21 protein-coding genes and 2 pseudogenes are annotated in these 21,294 nt (G+C 57.6%); 12 read left to right on the forward strand and 11 right to left on the reverse strand.

Annotated elements, in window-relative coordinates; genetic code table 11:
- Positions 1-94: 94 nt before the first annotated feature.
- On the reverse strand, positions 95-718 hold the full coding sequence (locus ACQ4N8_RS11235) for an acetate uptake transporter (protein WP_430704444.1): 624 nt from the start codon (positions 716-718) through the stop codon (positions 95-97).
- A 182-nt stretch (positions 719-900) separates the two neighbouring features.
- On the opposite strand from ACQ4N8_RS11235, the gene ACQ4N8_RS11240 reads away from it, so the two are divergent.
- The 3 genes and pseudogenes from ACQ4N8_RS11240 to ACQ4N8_RS11250 all read left to right on the forward strand — a co-directional run bounded on the left by ACQ4N8_RS11240 (position 901) and on the right by ACQ4N8_RS11250 (position 3,397).
- Positions 901-1,917, forward strand: a complete 1,017-nt coding sequence (locus ACQ4N8_RS11240; RefSeq protein WP_430704445.1) for an SDR family oxidoreductase — start codon at positions 901-903, stop codon at positions 1,915-1,917.
- A 162-nt stretch (positions 1,918-2,079) separates the two neighbouring features.
- A pseudogene (locus ACQ4N8_RS11245) lies at positions 2,080-2,214 on the forward strand (GntP family permease); the annotation flags it as partial.
- Between the two features lie 40 nt (positions 2,215-2,254).
- On the forward strand, positions 2,255-3,397 hold the full coding sequence (locus ACQ4N8_RS11250; protein ID WP_430704446.1) for a glycerate kinase family protein: 1,143 nt from the start codon (positions 2,255-2,257) through the stop codon (positions 3,395-3,397).
- 46 nt (positions 3,398-3,443) lie between these two features.
- On the opposite strand, the gene ACQ4N8_RS11255 is transcribed toward ACQ4N8_RS11250, so the two are convergent.
- Complete coding sequence (locus ACQ4N8_RS11255) at positions 3,444-4,475, reverse strand: CdaR family transcriptional regulator (RefSeq protein ID WP_430704447.1); 1,032 nt, start codon at positions 4,473-4,475, stop codon at positions 3,444-3,446.
- A 290-nt stretch (positions 4,476-4,765) separates the two neighbouring features.
- On the opposite strand from ACQ4N8_RS11255, the gene ACQ4N8_RS11260 reads away from it, so the two are divergent.
- Positions 4,766-5,827 (forward strand): LLM class flavin-dependent oxidoreductase, encoded by a 1,062-nt coding sequence (locus ACQ4N8_RS11260; protein WP_430704448.1) that lies wholly within the window; start codon positions 4,766-4,768, stop codon positions 5,825-5,827.
- A gap of 66 nt (positions 5,828-5,893) precedes the next feature.
- Here ACQ4N8_RS11260 and ACQ4N8_RS11265 read toward each other — a convergent pair whose 3' ends face one another.
- Entirely contained in the window at positions 5,894-6,520 is a 627-nt protein-coding gene (locus ACQ4N8_RS11265) for a flavin reductase (RefSeq protein ID WP_430704449.1), read from the reverse strand.
- Between the two features lie 107 nt (positions 6,521-6,627).
- Between ACQ4N8_RS11265 and ACQ4N8_RS11270 the strand changes: the two genes are divergently transcribed.
- Both ACQ4N8_RS11270 and ACQ4N8_RS11275 read left to right on the forward strand, forming a co-directional pair.
- Positions 6,628-7,335, forward strand: a complete 708-nt coding sequence (locus tag ACQ4N8_RS11270) for an ArsR/SmtB family transcription factor (RefSeq protein WP_430704451.1) — start codon at positions 6,628-6,630, stop codon at positions 7,333-7,335.
- Between the two features lie 172 nt (positions 7,336-7,507).
- A complete protein-coding gene (locus ACQ4N8_RS11275; protein ID WP_430704452.1) occupies positions 7,508-8,137 on the forward strand; it encodes a DUF6944 family repetitive protein in 630 nt (209 codons plus the stop codon).
- A 278-nt stretch (positions 8,138-8,415) separates the two neighbouring features.
- Here the strand turns inward: ACQ4N8_RS11275 and ACQ4N8_RS11280 are convergent, their stop codons facing one another.
- The 6 genes from ACQ4N8_RS11280 to serS form a co-directional block, all read right to left on the reverse strand.
- Positions 8,416-9,135: a hypothetical protein gene (locus ACQ4N8_RS11280; RefSeq protein WP_430704453.1), complete on the reverse strand. Its 720-nt coding sequence runs from the start codon at positions 9,133-9,135 to the stop codon at positions 8,416-8,418.
- The gene (locus ACQ4N8_RS11285) at positions 9,119-10,009 is read right to left on the reverse strand and encodes an ATP-binding cassette domain-containing protein (protein ID WP_430704454.1); all 891 of its coding nucleotides are present in this window, start codon (positions 10,007-10,009) and stop codon (positions 9,119-9,121) included. Before ACQ4N8_RS11285 ends, ACQ4N8_RS11280 begins: the two co-directional genes overlap by 17 nt.
- On the reverse strand, positions 9,999-10,382 hold the full coding sequence (locus ACQ4N8_RS11290) for a GntR family transcriptional regulator (RefSeq protein ID WP_430704455.1): 384 nt from the start codon (positions 10,380-10,382) through the stop codon (positions 9,999-10,001). The genes ACQ4N8_RS11285 and ACQ4N8_RS11290 overlap by 11 nt, the downstream gene beginning before the upstream one ends.
- 165 nt (positions 10,383-10,547) lie before the next feature.
- Positions 10,548-11,114: a guanylate kinase gene (locus tag ACQ4N8_RS11295; protein WP_430704456.1), complete on the reverse strand. Its 567-nt coding sequence runs from the start codon at positions 11,112-11,114 to the stop codon at positions 10,548-10,550.
- 323 nt (positions 11,115-11,437) lie between these two features.
- Entirely contained in the window at positions 11,438-12,529 is a 1,092-nt protein-coding gene (locus ACQ4N8_RS11300) for a stalk domain-containing protein (protein WP_430704457.1), read from the reverse strand.
- Positions 12,530-12,605: 76 nt separating this feature from the next.
- A complete protein-coding gene (gene serS / locus ACQ4N8_RS11305) occupies positions 12,606-13,892 on the reverse strand; it encodes a serine--tRNA ligase (RefSeq protein ID WP_430704458.1) in 1,287 nt (428 codons plus the stop codon).
- Between the two features lie 311 nt (positions 13,893-14,203).
- Between serS and pcp the strand changes: the two genes are divergently transcribed.
- The 6 genes from pcp to ACQ4N8_RS11335 all read left to right on the forward strand — a co-directional run bounded on the left by pcp (position 14,204) and on the right by ACQ4N8_RS11335 (position 19,140).
- On the forward strand, positions 14,204-14,812 hold the full coding sequence (gene pcp, locus ACQ4N8_RS11310) for a pyroglutamyl-peptidase I (protein ID WP_430704459.1): 609 nt from the start codon (positions 14,204-14,206) through the stop codon (positions 14,810-14,812).
- Positions 14,813-14,831: 19 nt separating this feature from the next.
- Entirely contained in the window at positions 14,832-15,710 is an 879-nt protein-coding gene (locus ACQ4N8_RS11315; protein WP_430704460.1) for a TolB family protein, read from the forward strand.
- Positions 15,711-15,880: 170 nt separating this feature from the next.
- The gene (locus tag ACQ4N8_RS11320; protein WP_430704461.1) at positions 15,881-16,342 is read left to right on the forward strand and encodes an RNA polymerase sigma factor; all 462 of its coding nucleotides are present in this window, start codon (positions 15,881-15,883) and stop codon (positions 16,340-16,342) included.
- The gene (locus ACQ4N8_RS11325) at positions 16,335-17,084 is read left to right on the forward strand and encodes a hypothetical protein (protein WP_430704462.1); all 750 of its coding nucleotides are present in this window, start codon (positions 16,335-16,337) and stop codon (positions 17,082-17,084) included. Before ACQ4N8_RS11320 ends, ACQ4N8_RS11325 begins: the two co-directional genes overlap by 8 nt.
- Positions 17,060-17,926: an ABC transporter ATP-binding protein gene (locus ACQ4N8_RS11330; RefSeq protein ID WP_430704463.1), complete on the forward strand. Its 867-nt coding sequence runs from the start codon at positions 17,060-17,062 to the stop codon at positions 17,924-17,926. Before ACQ4N8_RS11325 ends, ACQ4N8_RS11330 begins: the two co-directional genes overlap by 25 nt.
- Positions 17,923-19,140 carry a hypothetical protein gene (locus ACQ4N8_RS11335; protein ID WP_430704464.1) on the forward strand — a complete coding sequence of 406 codons (1,218 nt, stop codon included), beginning with the start codon at positions 17,923-17,925 and terminating at the stop codon, positions 19,138-19,140. The genes ACQ4N8_RS11330 and ACQ4N8_RS11335 overlap by 4 nt, the downstream gene beginning before the upstream one ends.
- A gap of 74 nt (positions 19,141-19,214) precedes the next feature.
- On the opposite strand, the gene ACQ4N8_RS11340 is transcribed toward ACQ4N8_RS11335, so the two are convergent.
- Together ACQ4N8_RS11340 and ACQ4N8_RS11345 are read right to left on the reverse strand one after the other, a co-directional pair.
- On the reverse strand, positions 19,215-20,009 hold the full coding sequence (locus tag ACQ4N8_RS11340) for an isocitrate lyase/PEP mutase family protein (protein ID WP_430704465.1): 795 nt from the start codon (positions 20,007-20,009) through the stop codon (positions 19,215-19,217).
- Positions 19,984-21,034, reverse strand: a pseudogene (locus ACQ4N8_RS11345) (bifunctional transcriptional activator/DNA repair enzyme AdaA). The gene ACQ4N8_RS11340 and the pseudogene ACQ4N8_RS11345 overlap by 26 nt, the downstream one beginning before the upstream one ends.
- Positions 21,035-21,294 lie beyond the last annotated feature (260 nt).

Here is a 21,294-nt window from a genome sequence, read left to right on the forward strand (position 1 = left end):
AAAGGCGTTAGTTTTCTGACGTGCCAGAACCTGCTTCAATATTCATCACATTCTTTTCATATAATGGAGAACGCGCTTCGGGACGGGAATCGGGTCAGGCCCGGGATTTGAAGATGCCGAAAGGTTGGCCGACCGGCAAAAAGACGCGTCCCAAATGCGTGTTCAATACCGCTGCTCCGGCTCCGTATAACGAGAGGAGGGCAATGCCCATCTCGGCGAAAGCCGCCAGATTGTGGAAGAAAGCCGGAACGATTTCGAAGGCGTCCAGCGTTAAGCCCAGAAACAACAGATCGATCAGCACGAAAATAAAAAACAATACTTTATGGGTTTCCGTTGCCCCAATCGTCATGAACAGGGTGAAGATCAGATACCCGGCAAAAGCAAAGCCAAGCTGTTTGCCGTCCGCCGCATCGGCCAGGACGTTGCCGAACACGCCCAGCTTGATGAGCCAGGAACCGGCGGTCGCCAGCCAGAAGAAGGCATAGGCGCCGAAGGCGGTCATCCCGAAGGTGTTGTTATGCTTTGCGTCTTGGATTGCGGCGAACAGCTGCGCGCAAGCGCCAAGGAAGATGGCCCACGGGATGACAAGACTCAGGCCTTCGGTTAAGCCGAGCTTCTGCGAAGAAGCGACGAGGGTCACGATAGCAAGGCCAAACAAGCCGATAGCGCTGGGGTCGGCCGTGACGATTTTGACGTTGGAATGAGGTGCGTTGTGCATGTTAGTCTAGAAGCCTCCAAGTTAAAATTGCAGGATCATCCTGCCCGGTTTTTTACACTGACCTAGTTTACCGGAAAATCGTGTCTTCGTATAGGAAAGAATTAATATCGTTTTATTGACTGCTCTCCGGAAAATGATAACATGTAGGGGAAACGGCAAAAGACGACCTGGGAGGAGATTCTATGAAAGCGCTATTTATCGGGGGTACGGGAACGATCAGTTCCGCCATTACCGAACAATTGGCGGAAAGCGGATGCGAGCTATACCTCTTGAATCGGGGAAGACGGAATGAGGGATTGCCGTCCGGCGTACGGTTCATCCAGGCCGATATCAACAACGAAGCCGAAGTGGCGAGTCTCCTGGAAGGCCATGCCTTTGACGTGGTGGCGGACTTCATCGCCTTTGAACCGGCCCAGCTGGAGCGGGATTATCGCTTGTTTCAGGGGAGAACCAAGCAGTTCATCTTTATCAGCTCGGCCTCGGCGTATCAAACCCCCTTGTCGGATTACCGGATTACCGAGGGGACGCCGTTATCCAACCCTTACTGGGCGTATTCCCGCAACAAAATCGCCTGCGAGGATTATTTAATGAAGCAGTACCGCGAGCGGGGCTTTCCGGTCACGATCGTAAGGCCAAGCCATACCTATGACGAACGGTCCATTCCGCTGGGCGTTCATGGCGACAAGGGCTCCTGGCAGGTGGCGAAGCGCATGCTGGAGAACAAGCCGGTCATTATTCACGGGGACGGCACGTCGCTTTGGACGTTGACGCATAACCGCGATTTCGCCAAAGGCTTGATCGGACTGATGGGTAACATCCATGCCATCGGCGAGTCGATTCACATCACCTCGGACGAAAGCGTAACCTGGAACCAGATTTACGAGGTCATCGCGGACGCCTTAGGGGTGAAGCTACGCGCGGTGCATGTCGCTTCGGAATTTCTGGCGGCCTGCAGTCCCAATGATTTGCGCGGCGGGTTGCTGGGCGACAAAGCAAACACGGTCGTTTTCGACAATTCAAAGCTGAAGCGCCTGGTACCGGATTTTGTGGCGACCACGCGGGTGGATCAGGGCATCCAACGGACGGTGGAACATATATTGGCTCATCCGGAGTATCAAACGGAGGATCCGGAGTTTGACGCCTGGTGCGATAAAGTCATCGGCGCGTTGGAGGCGGCTGCAAAGGCTGTAGCGGAATAAGGTTGTTTATCTATAAACGGGTGTCCGTCTGAATAGACGGGCATCCTTTTTTTTCTGATGATTGTTACAAACGTCACAGTGCATTTGCACAATACATTTCGTCCCTTTATCAATATTTTTTTGGAGGGACAAACTTTATACTGAAAGCGTGTTCAACAATTGGGCAACTACTTCCACGTGACGGCGGGAGCCATGAAAATGACGATCAAACAGCGGATGGGCCTCATTCCTTACGAAGCCATCGTCGGTGGGACGATGACCATCGCGGCAACGTTAATCTACGGGTTTTTCTTCTAGGAAATCCGGTTTCTTTCCAAGATCATATAGGGGTGAGAAAATGAAAACGAAAACATTCGTGCTGGCGCCGGATTCATTCAAAGAAAGCATGACGGCCATGGAAGTGTGCGTGGCGATGGAAAAAGGTCTGCGCAAAGTGTTCCCGGCGGCGAACTATATTCATGTTCCGATGGCGGACGGCGGAGAGGGAACGGTACAATCTCTGGTGGATGCCTCCGGAGGGCAAATTTATTCCAAGGTGGTGAAGGGACCGCTGGGAGAGCCGGTTACGGCACAGTACGGCATTCTTGGGGACGGAGTAACTGCAGCGATCGAAATGGCTTCGGCCAGCGGAATTCATCATGTGACCAAGGGAAACAAGAACCCGCTAATTACGACCACGTACGGCACTGGAGAATTGATCCGCGAATGTCTGGATAAGGGGATAAAGAAGTTGATCATCGGCATTGGCGGGAGCGCGACGAATGACGGCGGCACGGGGATGGCCGAGGCGCTGGGCACCGGATTCCTCGATGCAGCCGGTCATGCTCTTCCCCGCGGAGGGGGATATTTGGACCGGCTGGAGCGGATCGATATTTCCGCGCTGGATCCCCGGCTCCAACAGGTGAGCATGATCGTGGCCTGCGATGTAACCAATCCGCTTTGCGGCGAGCATGGCGCGTCTCGCGTCTTCGGCCCGCAGAAAGGCGCTACCCCGGAAATGGTGCGGCAGTTGGACGCCGGACTGGCCCATTACGCGGAAATCGTCAAGCGGCAGCTGGATAAAGACGTGCGCGATATTCCCGGGGCAGGCGCTGCCGGCGGCTTGGGCGCAGGCCTGCTCATCTTCACGCAAGCCGTGCTTCGGAAGGGGATCGAAATCGTGATTGAACATACCGGCTTGAAGCAAAAGATCGCTGAAGCGGACGTCGTGTTTACCGGCGAGGGCGGCATTGACTTTCAAACGAAATTCGGCAAGACCCCCTACGGGGTGGCCAAGGCCGCGAAAGAATCCGGCAAAAAAGTCATTGCCGTAGCGGGTTATATTGGCGATGGGATTGAGGCGCTGTACGAGGAAGGAATTGACGCGGTATTCGGGATCGTCCCCGGCGCAGGCGAATTGGAGCAACTGCTGGCCGAAGGGCCGCAAAACGTAACACGCACCTGCGAAAATATCGCCAGGGTGCTCAAATTGAGCGAGTAGACCAAGACGGGCGGCCTCGAACCATTTGGTTCAGAGCCGCCATTCGTTACTTGTACAAAGACAGCAAACCATGCGTAAGCTCGAAGAGCTGCAGCAGATTTCGCGGGTCTTTTCCGGTCAGGGATTGAATCCGCTTCAGGCGGTATTGGAGCGTGTTGCGGTGAATATTTAAATCGGCGGCCGTGAAGGTGACGCTGCAGTTGTTGTTAATGAAGCTAGTTAACGTTTCCATCAGGTCCACGGTATCCTCCAGCTTGCCGACGACATTGATATTGCCTGTCAGATCCGCATGGCTCATTTTGACGAGGAATTCGACTTCTTCGAAGGAAATGGCTTTTGCAGGAAGCTTCAGGGCAAGGCTGATATTCATGGCCGATTTGGCCTGCCGGTAGCTCTCCGCGATATGGGCTTCCCATTTGCCGATGGAAATCAAGGCACCGGGTTGACTCTTCTTCATCAACCGTTTGATGAGCATATCCGTATCGGCCTGATTTTGCACCAAAATAAGATGGCTGTCCTCTTCCATAATAAAAGAAGGGTACGGCAGCAGCAGCTTGGACAGTCCGTCATCCAGCTTTAAGTTTTTAATGTACAGCACCAAGGTTTTTAGCAGCAGATCGATCTTATAGGCTGCCGCTTCTTTTTTGATTTTCTGGGAATAGGCGCCCTGATGGCCCAGCAGCATTTCCAGGAAAGCCTTTTTACGGCTCGCCTCATGGGCCTGATTCTCCATCGCGGTTTTCTGCTCGATCAGCAGTGATACGGTTGTTCTTACGATATTGCAAAAAGGCCGGACCTCGTCCGGATTGCCGCTGATCCCTATGACGCCGACGCGCCTGCCGTCGATGACGATCGGCTCGTTGGTGCCTTTTTTCTCAAAGCGCTTGTCCTCCCGCACCTCTACCATTTTCCCCGTAGCCAATGCCTTCACGGCTCCTTGGTGAACAGTGCCGACCCTTTCTTTTTTGCCACTCCCGACAATAATGCCTTGGTCGTTCATAATGTTAATGTTGTAGGGAATATCCATCATCATCTTATCCACGATTTCCTGGGCCTGCTTCTCGGAAAGCTGAAACATGCGGGGGCCTCCTTTTGAAAAAAAGAATCTGGCCGCAGCCAATTGTCCTCTAGCGAGAAGTATATCTCATTTGTGCATATGCACGAAATAAGAGGTTCTAAAATGGTAACGGACTGTGGCGACCTTATTCCCCGCAAATCTGCTGATAGCGGCCGGCCGAATATCTTCCGGGAATACGATTTTGCGGAAGCGCGCAGTTTATGGACTGGGCGCTTTTCTTTTGCCATTATGAGAAAAGTATAGTAAAATACAAAAATATAGTTAATAAAATGAAGCGGGAGGAAACATAGATGGAAATCGGCATCAGCACGTTTGTGGAAACAACGCCGGATGTGGTCACCGGTGAATTGATCAGCCATGCGCAGCGTTTGCGCGAGGTGGTGGAGGAAATCGTCCTGGCCGACCGGGTAGGGCTGGATGTGTTTGGCGTAGGGGAACATCACCGGCAAGATTATGCCGCATCGTCCCCTGCACTCGTGTTGGCGGCGGCTGCGCCGCAGACCTCGCGCATCCGCCTTACCAGCGCGGTGACCGTGCTGTCCTCCGACGACCCGGTGCGGGTGTTTCAGGACTTCGCCACCTTGGACGGCATTTCGAACGGACGTGCGGAGATTATGGCCGGACGCGGTTCCTTCATCGAGTCCTTCCCGCTGTTCGGATACGATTTGAACGATTACGACGAGCTGTTCGACGAGAAGCTGGATCTGCTGCTGAAGCTGCGCGAGTCGGAGAAAGTGACCTGGCAGGGCAAGCACCGACCGGCGATCCGCAATTTGGGCGTATACCCGCGTCCGGTGCAACAGCCGTTGCCGGTTTGGATCGGAAGCGGCGGCAATACCGAATCGGTGATTCGCGCCGGCGTGCTTGGCCTGCCGCTGGTGCTGGCGATCATCGGCGGCAGACCCGTCCAGTTCGCGCCGCTGGTGAAGATGTATAAACGGGCCGCCGCCCAAGCCGGGCACGACGTCTCGAAATTGACCGTCGCTTCGCATTCGCACGGGTTCGTCGCCGAGCGGGAGGAGGTGGCGGTCGAGAAGTTTTTCCCGTCCACGCAGGCGGTCATGAACGTGATCGGCCGGGAGCGGGGCTGGGGCCATTACGGCCGCTCCAGCTACGATGCGGCCCGCAGCCTGGAGGGCGCGTTGTACGTAGGCGATCCGGAGACCGTTGCGAACAAGATCATCTATCTGCGCAAGCATGTCGGCATTACCCGGTTCATGCTGCATTGCCCGCTGGGCACGATGCCGCACGAGGACGTCATGCGGGCGATCGAACTGCTCGGCACCGAAGTGGCCCCGCGGGTCCGGGAGGAAATTGCCCGCTGGGAGGCCGAAGGCGGGGAGGAAGCCTAAATTTCACAAATCTAGGGCCATACCGTTCTAAACAAGGCTGTCCGCTGAGGACAGTCCATCAAGCCATCACACCTCCGCCCGAAACGTTTTTCCCAGCGGCTCGCCAAGACCGAAATAATGCCGGAAGTTGTAGATCAACGGGCTCCATTTGCCCGGGTCGATGTGATGATCGCCAAGGATCATGTCCCGGTGGACATGGACGGCAACCGCCCGGGCTTCGATAATGGCAAAGAACGGCGAATATTCCGGCACGCGAACCGCTTCCACGACGGCCTCGATTTGCAGCGGGCACTCCCGGATGCGCACAGGCCGTACCTGGTGGGAAGCCGCCGGCGTTAAGCCGCTGACCGTATATTTGTCTTGTTCGTGCCTGAAGCCCATCGCTTGCTTGCTCTCCGGCACAGGCGATTTTCCTGTCGTCGGAGCCAGCCGCTCTACCTGCTCCCACAACGACGGATCGGGCAGATTGGCGACGCATTCCGGGCGGCGCTCCAGATTTTCGAAGGCTTTCCCGTTCACGCCGACGCCAAGCACCAGGATGTCTCCCAATGCCCATGAGGAAGAGATCGGGCTGATATTGGAGCTCCCGTCCTCATTTTGCGTGGTGAGCAGCACGACGGGCGTTCCATAATATAAAATTTGCGGCTGAATGAGCTTGGTCTCCGCGGTCTCTGTTTGAGGGTCCAGGTTCATCTTCGTTTCCTCCCTGATTCAATTCGATTCCTCCTCATTGTATAATGGGGACATTACCACTATCATCGAAGTATGGATTACATGCGCCAAAAGGAGGATGATCCGGCTTGAAACCAGTAACGGCAAATAACCAAGCGGCCATTGTCGCCTCGCTGATCGGGGATTCCAGCCGTTCGGCGATCCTGACCGTCATGCTGGACGGAAGGTACCATGCGGCCGGGGAATTGGCGCAAATGGCGGGAATTCAACCGCAGACGGCCAGCTTTCACCTGGCCAAGCTGACCGAAGCCGGCCTGGTCGTCGTCGAGAAACAAGGCCGGCACCGCTATTACGGCATCGGAAATCCGGAGGTCGCCCAAGTGATGGAGTCCCTGCTGTCGATCGCGCCGCCGGCGGCGATCAAATCGCTCCGGCAGGCGAACGAAGACCAGGCGCTGCGCTACGCCAGAACCTGCTACGACCATTTGGCGGGAACCCTGGGGGTTCGGCTCACCCATTGCCTGGTGCGGGATGGCATGCTTCGGGAGGGAACCGCGAGATTCGAGGTGACGGAGAAGGGTACGGCCTTTTTCGAACGTTTCGGCATCGATCTGCTGCAGGTTCTCCGCAAACGCCGCTCGTTCTCCCACAAATGCCTGGATTGGAGCGAACGGCGCCACCATCTGGCCGGATCGCTCGGCAACGCCCTGTTGGAGAGGTTGATCGAGCTTGGTTGGGTGGAGCGCCTGCCGCACAACCGGGCGGTCAGGATCACAGCGAAGGGGCAGGCGGGGTTGAAGGATACTTTTTCATTGGACATGGAACATCAGGTTTGAACAAAACGATGCCGGCCCTAACGCTGACCGATGCGGAAGAAGACCCGAAATACCGCACAAAGTACGCGGCTGTCCGGAAAAAATAAGCTGCAGGCCTAATTCGCATCGCCACTTCCCTTCGTATAATGTAGCAACGTTCGCGTGGAATCGATCGGGAAAGAAGGGGAGCATGATGTCAGCCAAGCCATCCAGGTCCAGAACCGGATCGGGAGCCGCCTCCGCGAAAACCGTAAAAACCGCCAAAGCGGGCTTATCCGGAAAGACCGGGAAGCCGCTGCGCCCGCTGGTTTCACAACCATCCGGGCTCCCGGCCCGCGCATATGTCAAGCAAGCGGCCAAAGCGGCGTCCGTCAGATCCGGCAAGAAGCCGGCTTTCGTGCCGGCGAATACGGCGGCTCGGTCATCAGGCCGTTCGGGGTCCGCTTCGTCCGCGAGATCGGCGGGCGGATCCAATGCCGGACGGTCTCGCGGATCGTCCTCCGGCGGGTCCGGCGGCAACGGGCCGACGCTCCTCAACCGGCGGCTGGCGGCATATGCCTGGCTCCAGGCGGTAGGGACCAACCTTACGGCGATCGGCCAGTCGAAGACGTTATCCACCCGCAGGGCGGTGCAGGAGGACGGAGAGAAGCTGATCATCGTCGGCAATGCCTTGCAGGCCATTGCCAACGGCGTGCAGGCGGATTTGACCTTGCAGCAGGGCAACACGGAGACGAACCGCCTGAACTCGATCGGCAACCTGCTGCAGTCGCTGGGAAACACCCTGCAGGTCTTTGCCGATCTGACGGACCCGGACAACGGCTGAGCACGGTGCTTACCACAGAGCTTATATCTCTTTTTTGTTACCGAAATCAGGATTTTTACAGGAATAGAGTGTCGCAGCGTCGTTAGAATTTTTATATCGTAGGATTCGCCATAATAGCGCTTATCATCAGCGTTAGAGTCAATCACCCGGGACTTGCCCATCATCCGCTGAAGAGAGCGGCAACCGAGGACGTAACCGAAAACGAAAATGGCGATGCAGGGAAACTCCCTTGCACCGCCATTTCCAATGTTTTTTCGGGCATGCGAAACTCCCGGGGGTTATTTTAATTTGATCCGAACCCGTTTCGTCGTGGCCCGTATGATCCATAAGGTAACGCCAACCAGCAGGAGCGTTCCGGTCAATGACCCCCAAACAGGGAAGTCCAAAATATCACCAAGATACACCACCCGTTGAATTGTCTCTTTGAGCTCGAACTCCCACATCACATCGGAGATGAGAATGACCGCAAGAGCCAGAACGATATACAACATCCCGCCGATCTTGCCGAACCGGTAAAACCCGGCGCCGATGAGATAACCGGCCACGTAATACACCAGAATATTCAAGCTGTAGACGAGGACGGTTAACGGCCAGGAGAAGTTCTCCCCGAGGAAGTTTCGCGTTTGCGCAACGGGGAAGAGGAGCTGCTGCAAGCTGCCGAGCACCCCGACAAACCCCATAAGAACCAAAGCTACTGCCGCCGCCGCGAGGGACGAACCGTAGAAGTACGCTTTGCGCGTGACCCCCTGCTTGACGAAAAAGGTCAGGAAGCCGGATACCGAGAGGATGCCGATGACCAGCATAAACACCTTGGACGGCTGATAAGCGAACGGCAGGAAATTTTGCGCGTCTATTTCTATTAATGCGTAAAACAGAATCACGAAGCTGATAAACCAGGCGGACCAAATGAGCTGGAGCCAGGACATGTCCCTGGCGATCATGAACGCGCGTTTGGCGTTTGTCACGGGTTTGGCGGCAGGATTAGGATTGAGTTTCATGGGAACCCTCCTCCCCGGTTAAATGGATAAACAAATCCTGCAGCGAGACCGGGCCGATATCCAAGCCTTTTTGTTCGGCGAGACGGCGCCGGGCTCCGCTGATTTCCCCATACACCATTGCCGCCTTGGTTCCCCCTAGTTGCTGAACGTTCAACGGCTTCATGCCGCGAACGAATTCATCGACGTCGGCAGCAGCTCCGGTAATGGACGCGCCGCGTTCCAGCAGTTCGTCGATCGGTTCATGGAGCAGCACCCGCCCCTTGTGCAAAATGACCACATCTTCGAACAAATAATCCATCTCCGAGACCAGGTGGGTGGACAGGATGATCGTTCGCGGGTGATTGGCATGGTCCTCCAGCACTTGTTTGTAAAAAATCTCCCGGGTCGGCGCATCCATCCCGCGGTAAGCCTCGTCGAAGATCGTCACCGGCGTGCGGTTCGCCAGCCCGATGACGGCGTTCAGGGCCGACTGCATCCCGCTGGACAGCTTCTTCATCGGCACGTCGAGGGGCAACCCGAACATCCGGGCCAGTTCATCGGCGTAAGCCCGGTCGAAGCCGGGCCGGTACCGCTCGGCTGCCTCCAGCATGCCTTTCACTTTTTCGCTCTCCTCGCTGTAGTTGGTTTCGTAAACGAAGGTGACCTGGGCCATCGTCCCGGCATCCTCGAACGGGTTGCGGCCGCCGATGCGCACCTTGCCCCCGGTAGGCTCCATGTAGGAGGCCAGCAACGACAGCAGGGTGGTTTTGCCTGCGCCATTCCTTCCCAGCAGCCCGTAGATCTTCCCGGGCTCCAGCTCCAGCGTGATGTCCGTTAGCGCGTTATGGCGTCCATAGGTTACGCTTGCCTGTTCCAGCGTTACTTCAAGGCTCATTTTCAATCCCATCCTTTGCTTGTTTCATCAGCAGGTACATGTCGTTCTCGGCGATCCCCAGCTTTGCGGCCTCCCGTAGCATCGGCAGAACGTATTCGTCGAGAAACCGCTCCTTGCGCTGCTCCAGCAGCTGTTCCTTCGCTTGCTCGGCTACGAACATGCCGACCCCCCTTTTCTTGTACAGAATTCCGGCGTCAACCAGCAGATTGATGCCTTTGGCGATCGTCAGATGGTTGATTTTATAGAACTGCACGAGCTGCGTCGTCGAGGGAATCTGCTCGTGCTCCTTCAACTGATCGTTGACGATCTGGTCTTCGACAAGCTCTTTGATTTGCAGAAAAATCGGCTTCTTGTCATCGAAAGACGGACTCAACGGGAAATCACCTCCATATCTCCTTATAAGTTATATGGTTATATAGTCATGTATATAACTATATAAATAAAAAAGCAGTCCGTCAAGCGCAAACCGCCCAAGGCTCCCTTTTAACGAAAAAACGGGCTGCTCCGGTCAACGAAGACTGGGGCAACCCGCTTGCCGCTAGATTCTATCCTGCAAAAACACCTTGATCTTCGCCAATGTGGCGGCCGGATCGATGTTTTGCAGCAAATAATCCGATTCTTTCTTGTGGACGACCTGCTCGGAATAGTTACGCAAATACTCTTCGACTACCTCGGGAGGCGCGCCTTCCCGCTCTTCCCGCAGCCGGATGTCCTCCTTGGTGACGTAGAGGAATACCCGGATCGCCTGCGGCCCGTATCGATTGCGAAACGCCTGCACGCCTTGCCAATTGACGACCATGAGGGCCGCACCTCGCTGTTCCAGCGCTTCCGCCAGCTCGCGCTCGGCGATGCCGTAGCTCCCCCGCTCTAAGCGGGCGCTTTGGCAAAATTCCTGCCGGTCCGCCATGGCTTGAAATTCCGCGTCGGAGACGAAATGATAATGTGCACCGTTCTGTTCCCCCGGGCGAATCGCGCGCGTCGTATAGGGCCGCACATAGGGGATGCCCAGGTCGGCGCTTAGCTGCGTAGCCACGCTCTTGCGCCCGGATCCGCTCGTGCCGGTGATGATGATCACCTTGGGCCGGTGGGCTGCGTCTTCGGGCACAGCCGAGTCGGCAGCGTTAGGGGCGGGTGCTGGTGGGGCAGGGGATGCTTTTGATGATTTCAGCCATTTCCACATGGTTCTCCATGCGCGCAAGCAGGCCGTGATCCCATCTTTCGCCTGTCCGCCGCACGGATTCACCTCCTTACCGAAATATTCTCTATACTTTATATTTCGGCAGAAAATGGCAAGCATGTTACCTGTTTGGCGAATTTGAGCCGATCCTGACCATTGCCCTATGAAAAAAGCCCGCGGGCAGGGGAATTCCCCCCTCCGCGGGCTTTGGCGTTCCGGGATTTGCCGGCCGGCCTGTCGCGCCGCCGGCTCTACAGCACCCGGCGCGCGGTGACGAAACGATCCCGCCACTGGCCGTCAAACTTCTCGATATGCACGCCTTGCTCTTTGGAATAGGTGTGCAAAATTTGATTATCGCCGATATAGATGCCGACGTGGCCGATATCCAACCCGCGCGCGCCGAAGAACAGCAGATCGCCTTTGCGCAGCTCGTCCAGGCCGACCTCCTTGCCTTCCTTGGCTTGATCGTAGGAAACGCGCGGCAGCCCGATCGAAAGCGTATCCTCAAATACGCGTTTCACGAAAGAAGAGCAGTCGAACGTTTGGGTCTGATCCGGGGAAGCTCCGAATTCGTAAGGCGTTCCCTCGAACGTTTTGCCGTAGGCGATCAGCTCGTCCGCCTGTTTGCCGGCGAGGGAATCGCTGGAATAGTCGGTGTATTTCGGCTTGGCCGAAACGTAGCCGCTTATCCCGTCCGGGGTGCGCACCTCCAGCCAGAAGGCGCCCGCCTCGCGCACGACGTGCAGCTTGCTGCCGGCCGGGAGTAATTCATTGCGGGCGGCTTCGCTATCCGCATCCGGCTCGCTCCGCAGGTTGACGCCCCATTCTACGGTGGTCTCATAGTCGTACGCCGAAGTAATCCGTACCGTTCGTCCGGCGCCGTCCCAGATCACCTCGCTGCCCAGCGCTTCGCTCACGAACCGCAGCGGGACGAGCGTCGCGCCGTCCGAGATTCGTCCGGGCATCGCGAGCGCCATCGTCCGGCCGTTCAGCTGCGCCACCTTGTCGCCGATCCGATACACCAGCGTCGCGTCGCCTTTGGTCGCCGTGACGGTTTTACTCGCACCGTCCCAAGCCAGCTTGGCGCCCAGCGCCTCGAACACGCTGCGCATCGGCACGAGGACGCTGCCGTTCTCCAGCACCGGCGGCGTCTCCGGCTGCAGCCGCTGTCCGTCCAACTCGATCGCTACGCCTCCTCCGCCGACGTCGGTCACGGTCGAAGCGGAAGTACCCGCGTTCCCGGCAGCTTCCGCAATTCCGGCCTGCAGCGGGGCGGATAATACGAGGGAAGCCGCCAACAGCCAGGCGATGGCGCATTTCCGTTTCGTTAAAACGGGTTTCATCACAATAAATCACCTATTTTCTGGATGGATTTATATAGTTGGACGAAACCGGGGCGGAATAGTTGTGTGGAAAATGTTACCTTCCGCCCGGCGAGAGCCGTTCCAGCCCGTTCATATACGGGCGCAGCGCCTGAGGAATGCGGATGCTGCCGTCCTCCTCCTGATGGTTCTCCAGCAGGGGAATCAGGATGCGCGGCGAGGCTACCGCGGTATTGTTCAGCGTGTAACAATACTGCAGATTGCCGTGCCGGTCCTTGAAACGGATATTCGAGCGCCGGGCCTGAAAATCCAGCAGCTGCGACGACGAATGGGTCTCCCCGTAAGCCTGCCGGCTGGGCATCCACGTCTCGATGTCGCATTGCTTATACGTTTTTTGCGACATGTCGCCGGTGCAAACCGCCATCACGCGGTAGGGGAGTTCCAGCAGCCGCAAAATTTCCTCGGCGTTATTCGTGATTTCCTGGAACAGCCGTTCCGACAGCTCCGGATTGTTTTCGCACAACACGACCTGCTCCACTTTCGAAAATTGGTGCACGCGGTATAAGCCATGCACGTCTTTGCCGGCCGAACCGACCTCGCTGCGGAAACAGAGCGAGGCCGCGGCCAGCTTGAGCGGGCTTGCGACGTCGACGATTTCGTGCTGGTAATAGGCGACGAGCGGCACCTCCGAGGTACCGGCCAACCAGCGATCCTCCTCGGCCATCCGGTAGGTCTGATCCTGTCCCAGCGGGAAAAAGCCGGTATTCAGCAGCGCCTCCGAGCGAACCATGAGCGGAACCTCCAGCAGCGCAAACCCTTTGGCCGCGAGCAGGTCCACGGCCAGCTGCTGCACCGCCCGGTGCAGCCGAACCCCGGCCCCGGCGAGGTAATAGTTGCGGCTGCCGGCCGTTCGGACGCCGCGGGGGATGTCGATCATCCCGTGCAGCTGGCCGAGCGCGACGTGATCCTTCGGCTCAAAGCCGATATCCCGAGGCTCGCCGACCCGTTTCATTTCAACGTTGTCGCGGTCCGACAAGCCTTTGGGCGTATCCGGCGAGACGATATTCGGCACGAGCTGCATCAGCCTTAGGTACTCGCGCTCCGCCTCTTGTCGTTCTGCTTCAAGCCCGTTAAGACGGCGATTGATCTGCTTGACCTCTTCCTTAAGAGGTTCGGCCTGGCCCGTCTCCCGCTCCCGAAGGTGCGCCTGAATCCGTTCCGTCAGCCTGTTGCGCTCCCTCCGCAAACGTTCCGTTTCCTGCAGCAAAACCCGGCGTTGGTCGTCCCAACGGAGAAGCCCGGCGATCGAAACCTCGATTCCTTTGTCCTCCGCTACCGATTGAACCTGCCCGGCATGCTCCCGAATCCATTTGATGTCCAACATGGCAATCCGCTCCTTTGCGATTGAAATACAAAAAGCGCCCTTCGTCCGATTGGGACGAGGAGCGCTGTATGCTCGCGGTGCCACCCAAATTGACCAAACCGGCTTTGATCCGGTTCGATCCCCTTTAGTTCCGCGGTAACGGGCGGACCCGGTTAGCTTAGGAGGAGATTTTTGCGCGTTTGGCGCGCTGTTCCCCTTGACGAAAACGCCTCCGAGTTGGATGCTCTTCATAGGCATGATTCCCAATATAGGTTTGTTACAGCAGTATACCGTAATGCAGCGATTGAATTCAAGAGGGAGGAGGGCGTGCGGTGAAAAAAATGCTGCTTACCGGCTTCGAGCCTTTTGACGGCGAGCGCATGAACCCGGCGATCGAGGTCGTGCGCCGGCTGCAGGGCCGATCCGTCGGCCGGTACGCGATCGAGGGGCTGGAGCTGCCGACGGTGTTCGGCAAATCGATCAGCCGCTTGGTGAGCGCGGTGGAGGAGACGGCGCCGGACGCCGTTATTTGTCTCGGGCAGGCCGGCGGCCGTGCCGAGATCACGTTCGAGCGCATCGCCGTTAACGTCAACGATGCGAACATCGCCGACAATGAGGGGAACAAGCCGGTCGACACGCCGGTCGTGCCGGAGGGGCCGGCGGCTTATTGGTCCACGCTGCCCGTCAAATCGATGGTGTCCCGGCTCCGGGCCAGCGGCATCCCGGCCTCGGTATCCCTGACGGCCGGCACGTTCGTGTGCAACCATCTGTTTTACGGACTGATGCATCACATCGCCGTCAGCGGCAAGCCGGTGCAAGGAGGGTTCGTCCACATCCCTTATCTGCCCGGGCAGGCGTCGAATCATCCCGGCGCGCCCAGCATGGCGCTGGAACAAATGGTATTCGGACTGGAGCAGGCGATTGCCGTCATGACGGAATAATCAAAAGGAGCGCATAACCATGGATATCCAAGAAGAAACCCGCAGCCCCGCAGGCCAGGGCGTGGTCAGCACGCTGGAGATCATCGAGGCGGAAACGGGGAAACGCACGGTTTTGGCGGAATTCGACCATCTGATCGAAGCGCCCAACTGGACGCGCGACGGCTGGCGGCTGATCTATAACAGCGGAGGCCATTTGTTTTCGTTTGACCTCGCTTCGCGGACGAGCACGCGGATCGACTCCGGCTTTGCCGACCGGTGCAACAACGACCATGTGTTGTCTCCGGACAACGCGCGGCTGGCGGTCAGCCACCATACGCAGGAGGACGGCCTGTCGCGGATTTATACTTTTCCGCTGAACGGAGGCCAACCGACGCTGGTGACTCCGCTTGGACCCAGCTATCTTCACGGCTGGTCGCCGGACGGCGGCACGCTGGCCTATTGCGCGGAACGGAGCGGTCAGTACGACCTTTATACCCTTCCCGCGGCCGGCGGCGTGGAAACGAGGCTGACGGATACCCCCGGGCTGGATGACGGCCCGGAGTACTCCCCGGACGGGCTGCATATTTGGTTCAACTCCGTGAGAACGGGGCTGATGCAGGTGTGGCGCATGAACGCGGACGGCAGCGAACCGGTGCAGATGACCTTCGACGAGAGTAACAACTGGTTTCCGCATGTATCGCCCGACGGGCGGACGGTGGCTTATCTCTCGTATCGGAAGGGCGATGTGGCCCCGGGCGACCATCCGGCGAACAAACACGTGGAAATCCGCACGATGTCCAGTGCGGGCGGCGATTCCCGCACGCTTGCCAAGCTGTTCGGCGGGCAGGGGACGATCAACGTCAACTCGTGGTCGCCGGACAGCCGGCAATTGGCGTTCGTCAGCTATCGCTTGACTTGAAGCAGCTATCTACCTGATATCTTAAACAGAAGCCCGGCCAAAGACCGTACGGTCCTAGGCTGGGCTTTTTTTGCCCATCGTGCAATTGAGAACAAACCATGAACATTCCTGTTTTCCGCCGCACATTTCCTCGTCGTCGTCCGTTAAGCAATGTGAGGGGAGGTTTTCAAGTGTCGGTCGACATCGAAGAACTTTACGACAAAATCTATCGCTACTGCTACTACAAGGTCGGCAATGCCTCTTTGGCGGAAGACCTGACCCAGGAAACCTGCCTCAAGTACTTTGCGCAAAGTTCATACGTCGAACGCGGGAAGCAGCTGGCCTATCTTTACACCATCGCGCGAAATCTGTGCACGGATGCTTTCCGCAAGAAACAGCCGGAAGAACTGGTCGGAGAGCTGCCCGACACGGATTCGCTGGAACGGCTGGAACTCAAAATCGTCGTCCGGCAAGCCTTAAAAACGCTGCCGGAGCAGGAACGGGAGTTGCTGCTTTTGCGATACGCCAACGAGCTTACCGTCGGTGAAATCGCGGCGGTTACGGGTCTTTCCCGCTTCGCGGTCTACCGCAAGACAAGTTCTGCGCTGGCCGCTCTGAAGGCCATGCTCAAAGGGGAGGATGCTTTTGACTAAACGATGGAAAGACGTCTTGCAAGCCGCGTTTGCAGCGCCGGAACCCGCGGATAAAGAGCGATTCCTGAAAACGCTGCGTTATCCCAAAATCTCCTATTCGGATTTCTTTCTCAGCCAGTTCCGCTATATCCGCAAACGGGTCTGGGCGCTTTCCGCCCTGATTGCGGCGGTGGGCTGGGCCATTGCCTTATCTTCGCCGCTGGACGGCCATTGGCATGCGGAAGCGGGCCGGCTCTGGACTCTTTCCGCTATCCTGCCGTTCCTGGCTTTGCTGACGGCTACGGAGCTTTCGCGCTCCATGGGTTATCGCATGGCGGAGCTGGAATTAAGCTGCCGGTTCAGCCTGCCGCAGATCGTCATGGCGCGGGCAGCTATTTTAGGCGGAGGAAACTTCCTCGTTTTGGCGTTGCTCCTGACTCTGATTAGCCAGAGGTCGTCCTATGGCTTGCTGCAGGCTGCGGCCTACCTGCTCGTTCCCTATCTTATGACCTGCGGCTTTTGCCTGTTGATCGTGAACCGGGTGCGCGGACGGGAAAGCCTGTACGGCTGCGCCGCGGCGGCCTGCCTCGTCAGCATGACGAACGTCGTTGTCGGCAGCGCGCTGCGGTTTCTTTATTCCAACGCGTTTCTGGGCTACTGGCTGCTCCTGTTTGCCGCAAGCAGCCTGTTGATCGGCATTCAGTTGCGCTATTTGCATAAACGAACGGAGGAAAGAACATGGGACTTATTCTTGACCGAGTGACCAAGCATTACGGCCCGAAAATCGCCTGCGACCGGATTTCCCTTACGCTTCGTCCCGGCGTGTACGGCCTGCTGGGCGCCAACGGCGCCGGCAAGACGACGCTGATGCGCATGATGTGCGGGGTGCTGGCCCCGACGTCCGGTACTATCGCTTATGAAGGCATCGACGTAAGCCGCGAGGACTACCGCGACGCGTTGGGATATTTGCCGCAGGATTTCGGCTATTATCCCGAATTTTCGGCGTTGGATTTCATGCTCTACATCGCCACGCTGAAGGGGTTGCCCAAGCCGCGCGCCGTTGAGAAGTCGCGGGAATTGCTGGAGCTGGTTTCGCTGGAGAAGGAGGCAGCCAAGAAGATCAAAACCTTTTCCGGAGGCATGAAACAACGGCTCGGGATCGCGCAGGCGATGCTGAACGACCCGAAGATTTTGATTTTGGACGAACCGACGGCCGGTCTCGATCCCAAAGAACGGGTGCGCTTCCGCAATTTGATTTCCCGGCTTGGCGCGGACCGTATCGTCCTGTTGTCCACCCATATCGTCTCGGACGTGGAACACATTGCGGACCTCATCCTGGTGATGAAAGACGGCCAGCTCATCCATCAAGGGACCTTGGAGGAGATTATCCGAACCATACAGGGCAAAGTGTGGGAATGCACCGTTCCGCAAGCGTCGGCGGATATTTTGTGCGAAAAGCATCTTGTCGTTAATCTGCGGCAAGAGGGAGCGGACGTGTTCCTGCGTCTGGTGTGCGAGGAGAAGCCCGGCGATTCGGCGGTCCCCGTACAAGCCGCGCTGGAGGATCTTTATCTCTATTATTTCAGCGAGGTGAGCGAACGATGAACGGCTTTTGGAGCCTGGTTGGTTTTGAATATCACAAAATATTGCGCAAAAAAAGCGTGCTTATTACCTTGCTGCTGGCGGTTATCTTATCCTTGATCAGTTGTTGGGGGACGCTGCTCGGCAACTATTACATCGAAGGCAAGCTGTTCGAGTCCCATTATGAAGGCATGGTCAAGGACCGGACTTACGCCCGGTCGCTTGCCGGCAGGGAGATCGACGCGGGATTGATCCTGGAAGCGGCCCATGCTTATGCGCAGATCCCGGAAGCCAACCTGTATCAAGGGACCGAAGAATATCAGACGTTGGCGCGGAAGTACAGCGGGATTTACTCTATCAGCCGCGCGATTTACAACACCGCCTCACGGCGGTTCAATATGGAGGATTTTCAGGTCCTGACGAAGAAGCAGGCTGACGATTTCTACACCCTGCGCCGGGATAAACAGACGCTGGCCGTAGAACAGACGCATATGAGCGATCGAGGCAAAGAGGCGGTGCTTGCGCTGGATGCCCGGGTAAAAACGCCGTTTGCTTTTTCTTATACCGACGGCTACACGCGTTTCTTTACCCTTATGTACTCTGAAGGCCTGTTGGCCGCGTTCGTGCTGGCGATTTGCATCGCTCCGCTGTTTTCGGCCGAGTACGTCACCGGAGCCGATCAGCTCATTCTCGCCTCGAAGCACGGGAAACGCAGGCTGATTAAAGCCAAATTGGTTACGGGCTTTTCGTTGGCTGCCGCGATATCCCTGATCCTGACCGCGATGAGTTATTTCCTGTCGATGTTCACCTTCGGCTTTGACGGCGGGAACGCTCCGCTGCAGCTTTATTACCCCATGTCGCCCTATCCGTTGACGATGGGGCAGACGGCGCTGCTGCTGTCGATTTGCATCTTCTTTGCCTGCTTGCTGACTGCGGCGATTACTATGCTCCTGTCCGCAAAACTGAAGTCTCCGTTCGGCGTCATCGTTCTGATCAGCCTGTTGCTTGTCGTACCCTTGTTCATCCAGGTATCGTACGATCCCATATGGCTATCCAATCTTGTCCATCTTCTGCCGACGTACATGATGGATTTTGGCCCCGTGACCAGCCCGATCCAGTATGAATTGTTGGGGTTGGTTCTTCATCCGTTTGTGATTATGCCGTTATTTGCCGCCGTAGTAAGCATCCTGCTTGCGCCGCTGGCCTATCGTGCCTTCAAAAATCATCAGATCGTATAAAAGGGGAGCGGCGAGGTTAAATCGCCGCTCCCGGCACAGCACCGGAAGCATGGCGCGATGGGGGCTTCGGCCGCTTAACTCTCCTCCATCCGCAGCGCTTTGCGGCCGGCTTCTTTCAAGGCGGACATCACCTGGAGGTAAGGATGAGGTCCATAACTGATGCGTGCGACGCCCAACTCGGCTAGCTGACGAGGCGAAGCCGAGTTTGCCCCGCCAACCATGAGGTTGACCGGAAGCGGGGACGATTGGCACAAGGCCTCGATAAGGCCCGGATCGCTCAGGCCCGGGGCGAAGAACCCGCTTGCCCCGGCTTCGGCATAGGCATGGGCGCGGCGTATCGCCTCATCGACATGGGCAACCCCATGCCTCGTGGAATCCGCCTGAAAGAACACGTCGCACCGCGCATTGATGAACACAGGCACTCCCGTTTCCTTTGCGGCTTCGCGGGCCGCCGCGATCCGCAGGCTTTGCTCCCCGGCGGCATACAGCCCTTCTCCCCCGATCCGCCGGTCCTCGATATTGATGCCGACGGCTCCGCTTTCAATGACTTGTCGGACATGTTCGCGCACGTCGCCGGCAGCGGGCCCGTAGCCGCTCTCCATATCGATCGTTACCGGGAGGTCTGGCACGGCTCTTGCGATTCGCTCCAGGTTGGCAAGCGCCAACTCAAACGGGAGGTTCTCGCCGTCATCGTAACCATGGGCCGCGGCAACCGACCAGCTTCCTGTGGCGATCGCCTGTGACCCGGCCTCCCGCAGTGCCAAAGCGCTTCCGGCATCCCAAACGTTAAACAGCACCAGCGGTTCGCCGGGCACATGCAGCTTCGCAAGGGCGCGAGCTTGTTCAATTGGCTTCTGGTTCAACAGCATCGATGAATCCTCCTATTCGTTTCTCATGGTTCAACAGCCAGATTTTGCGCGACAGCCCTCCGCCGTAACCACCAAGCTCGCCGTTCGCGTTAATGACGCGATGGCAGGGGATGACGAGGGCGAGCTGGTTGGCTCCATTGGCTTGGGCGACGGCCCGGTAAGCCGCCGGATTGCCCACCGCAAGCGCCAGGTCGGCGTAAGAGCGCGTTTCTCCGGGCGGGATTTGTTGCAATTGCGCCCACACCTGCTGCTGAAACGGCGTGCCGAGCAAGCGCAGAGGTGTGGCGAACGAGGTCAGCCGCCCGTCGAAATACAAAGCCAATTCCCGCTCGATGGAGCGGATCGGCTCGGTGACGCCGGGAATGACCGCGGCCTTCGTCCGGTTCCGCAGCCGCTCTACCTCGCGCTCCAGGCCGCGGCGGTCGATAAACTCCAACAGGTAGAGGGCGGCCTCGTCGGCGATGGCGATCATGGGGCCGAGCGGGGTATCGATCCACGAGGCCCGCAGGATTTTGCCCTCCGCCAGGCGGGTCGGCGCGGCCCCCATAATCCGGGAGAACGCGTCCCGGAATCCGCTGCTTGACTCATACCCGGTGGAAAGCTGGGCATCGATCACCGGCAGCCCGGAGCGGATGTTCTTCAATGCCAGGCCCATGCGGCGGGAGCAAGCGTATTCCACGAAGGTCATGCCGAAGCGCTTCTTGAATTGGCGGCGGGCCGTCGACGCATCGACGGACAACTGCCGAAAGTCCTCGTCCTTCCAGCGTTTCTCCGGGTTGGCTTCCACGGCCTCCACCAGTTGCCGAACCAGGTCGGAGACGTGGTTCGGATGGGACAGCGGCCGGCAGCGCCTCCTTGGCGGTCTCGTAAAACTCGCAGTTTTCGAGCTTCGGGTTGCGTGCCGGACAGGTCGGGCGGCAGAAGACGCCGGTCGTTTTTACCCCGACGTAGAACACGCCTTCATATTCCGTTCTTTTTTCCAGCAAAGCTTGATAGAATTCTTCTTTTCGTTCGGCGGGGATCATGCGTACAGGGTCCTCCTCGGTTTCAAGTTCGTGTCCTTATTATAACGTTGGCGCGAAGGCGCCGCCGCCGAAAATCAGGCATTGATTTTTGGTTCGCGCCCGACCGGGAAACGGTCAAGACTTCCATTGTGGGCGGGCATATTTTGTTATATGATATCATGGTAAAACGGGCTCAAAATAAAAATCGGGCGCTTGAGGGCGATTAACGTACGTTTCAGGAGCCTGGGCGCAAGTTTGGACGAGGGCTGAGGCTGCCTGCC

The organism is Paenibacillus macerans (assembly GCF_050565405.1).
Taxonomy (GTDB): Bacteria; Bacillota; Bacilli; order Paenibacillales; family Paenibacillaceae; genus Fontibacillus; species Fontibacillus macerans_B.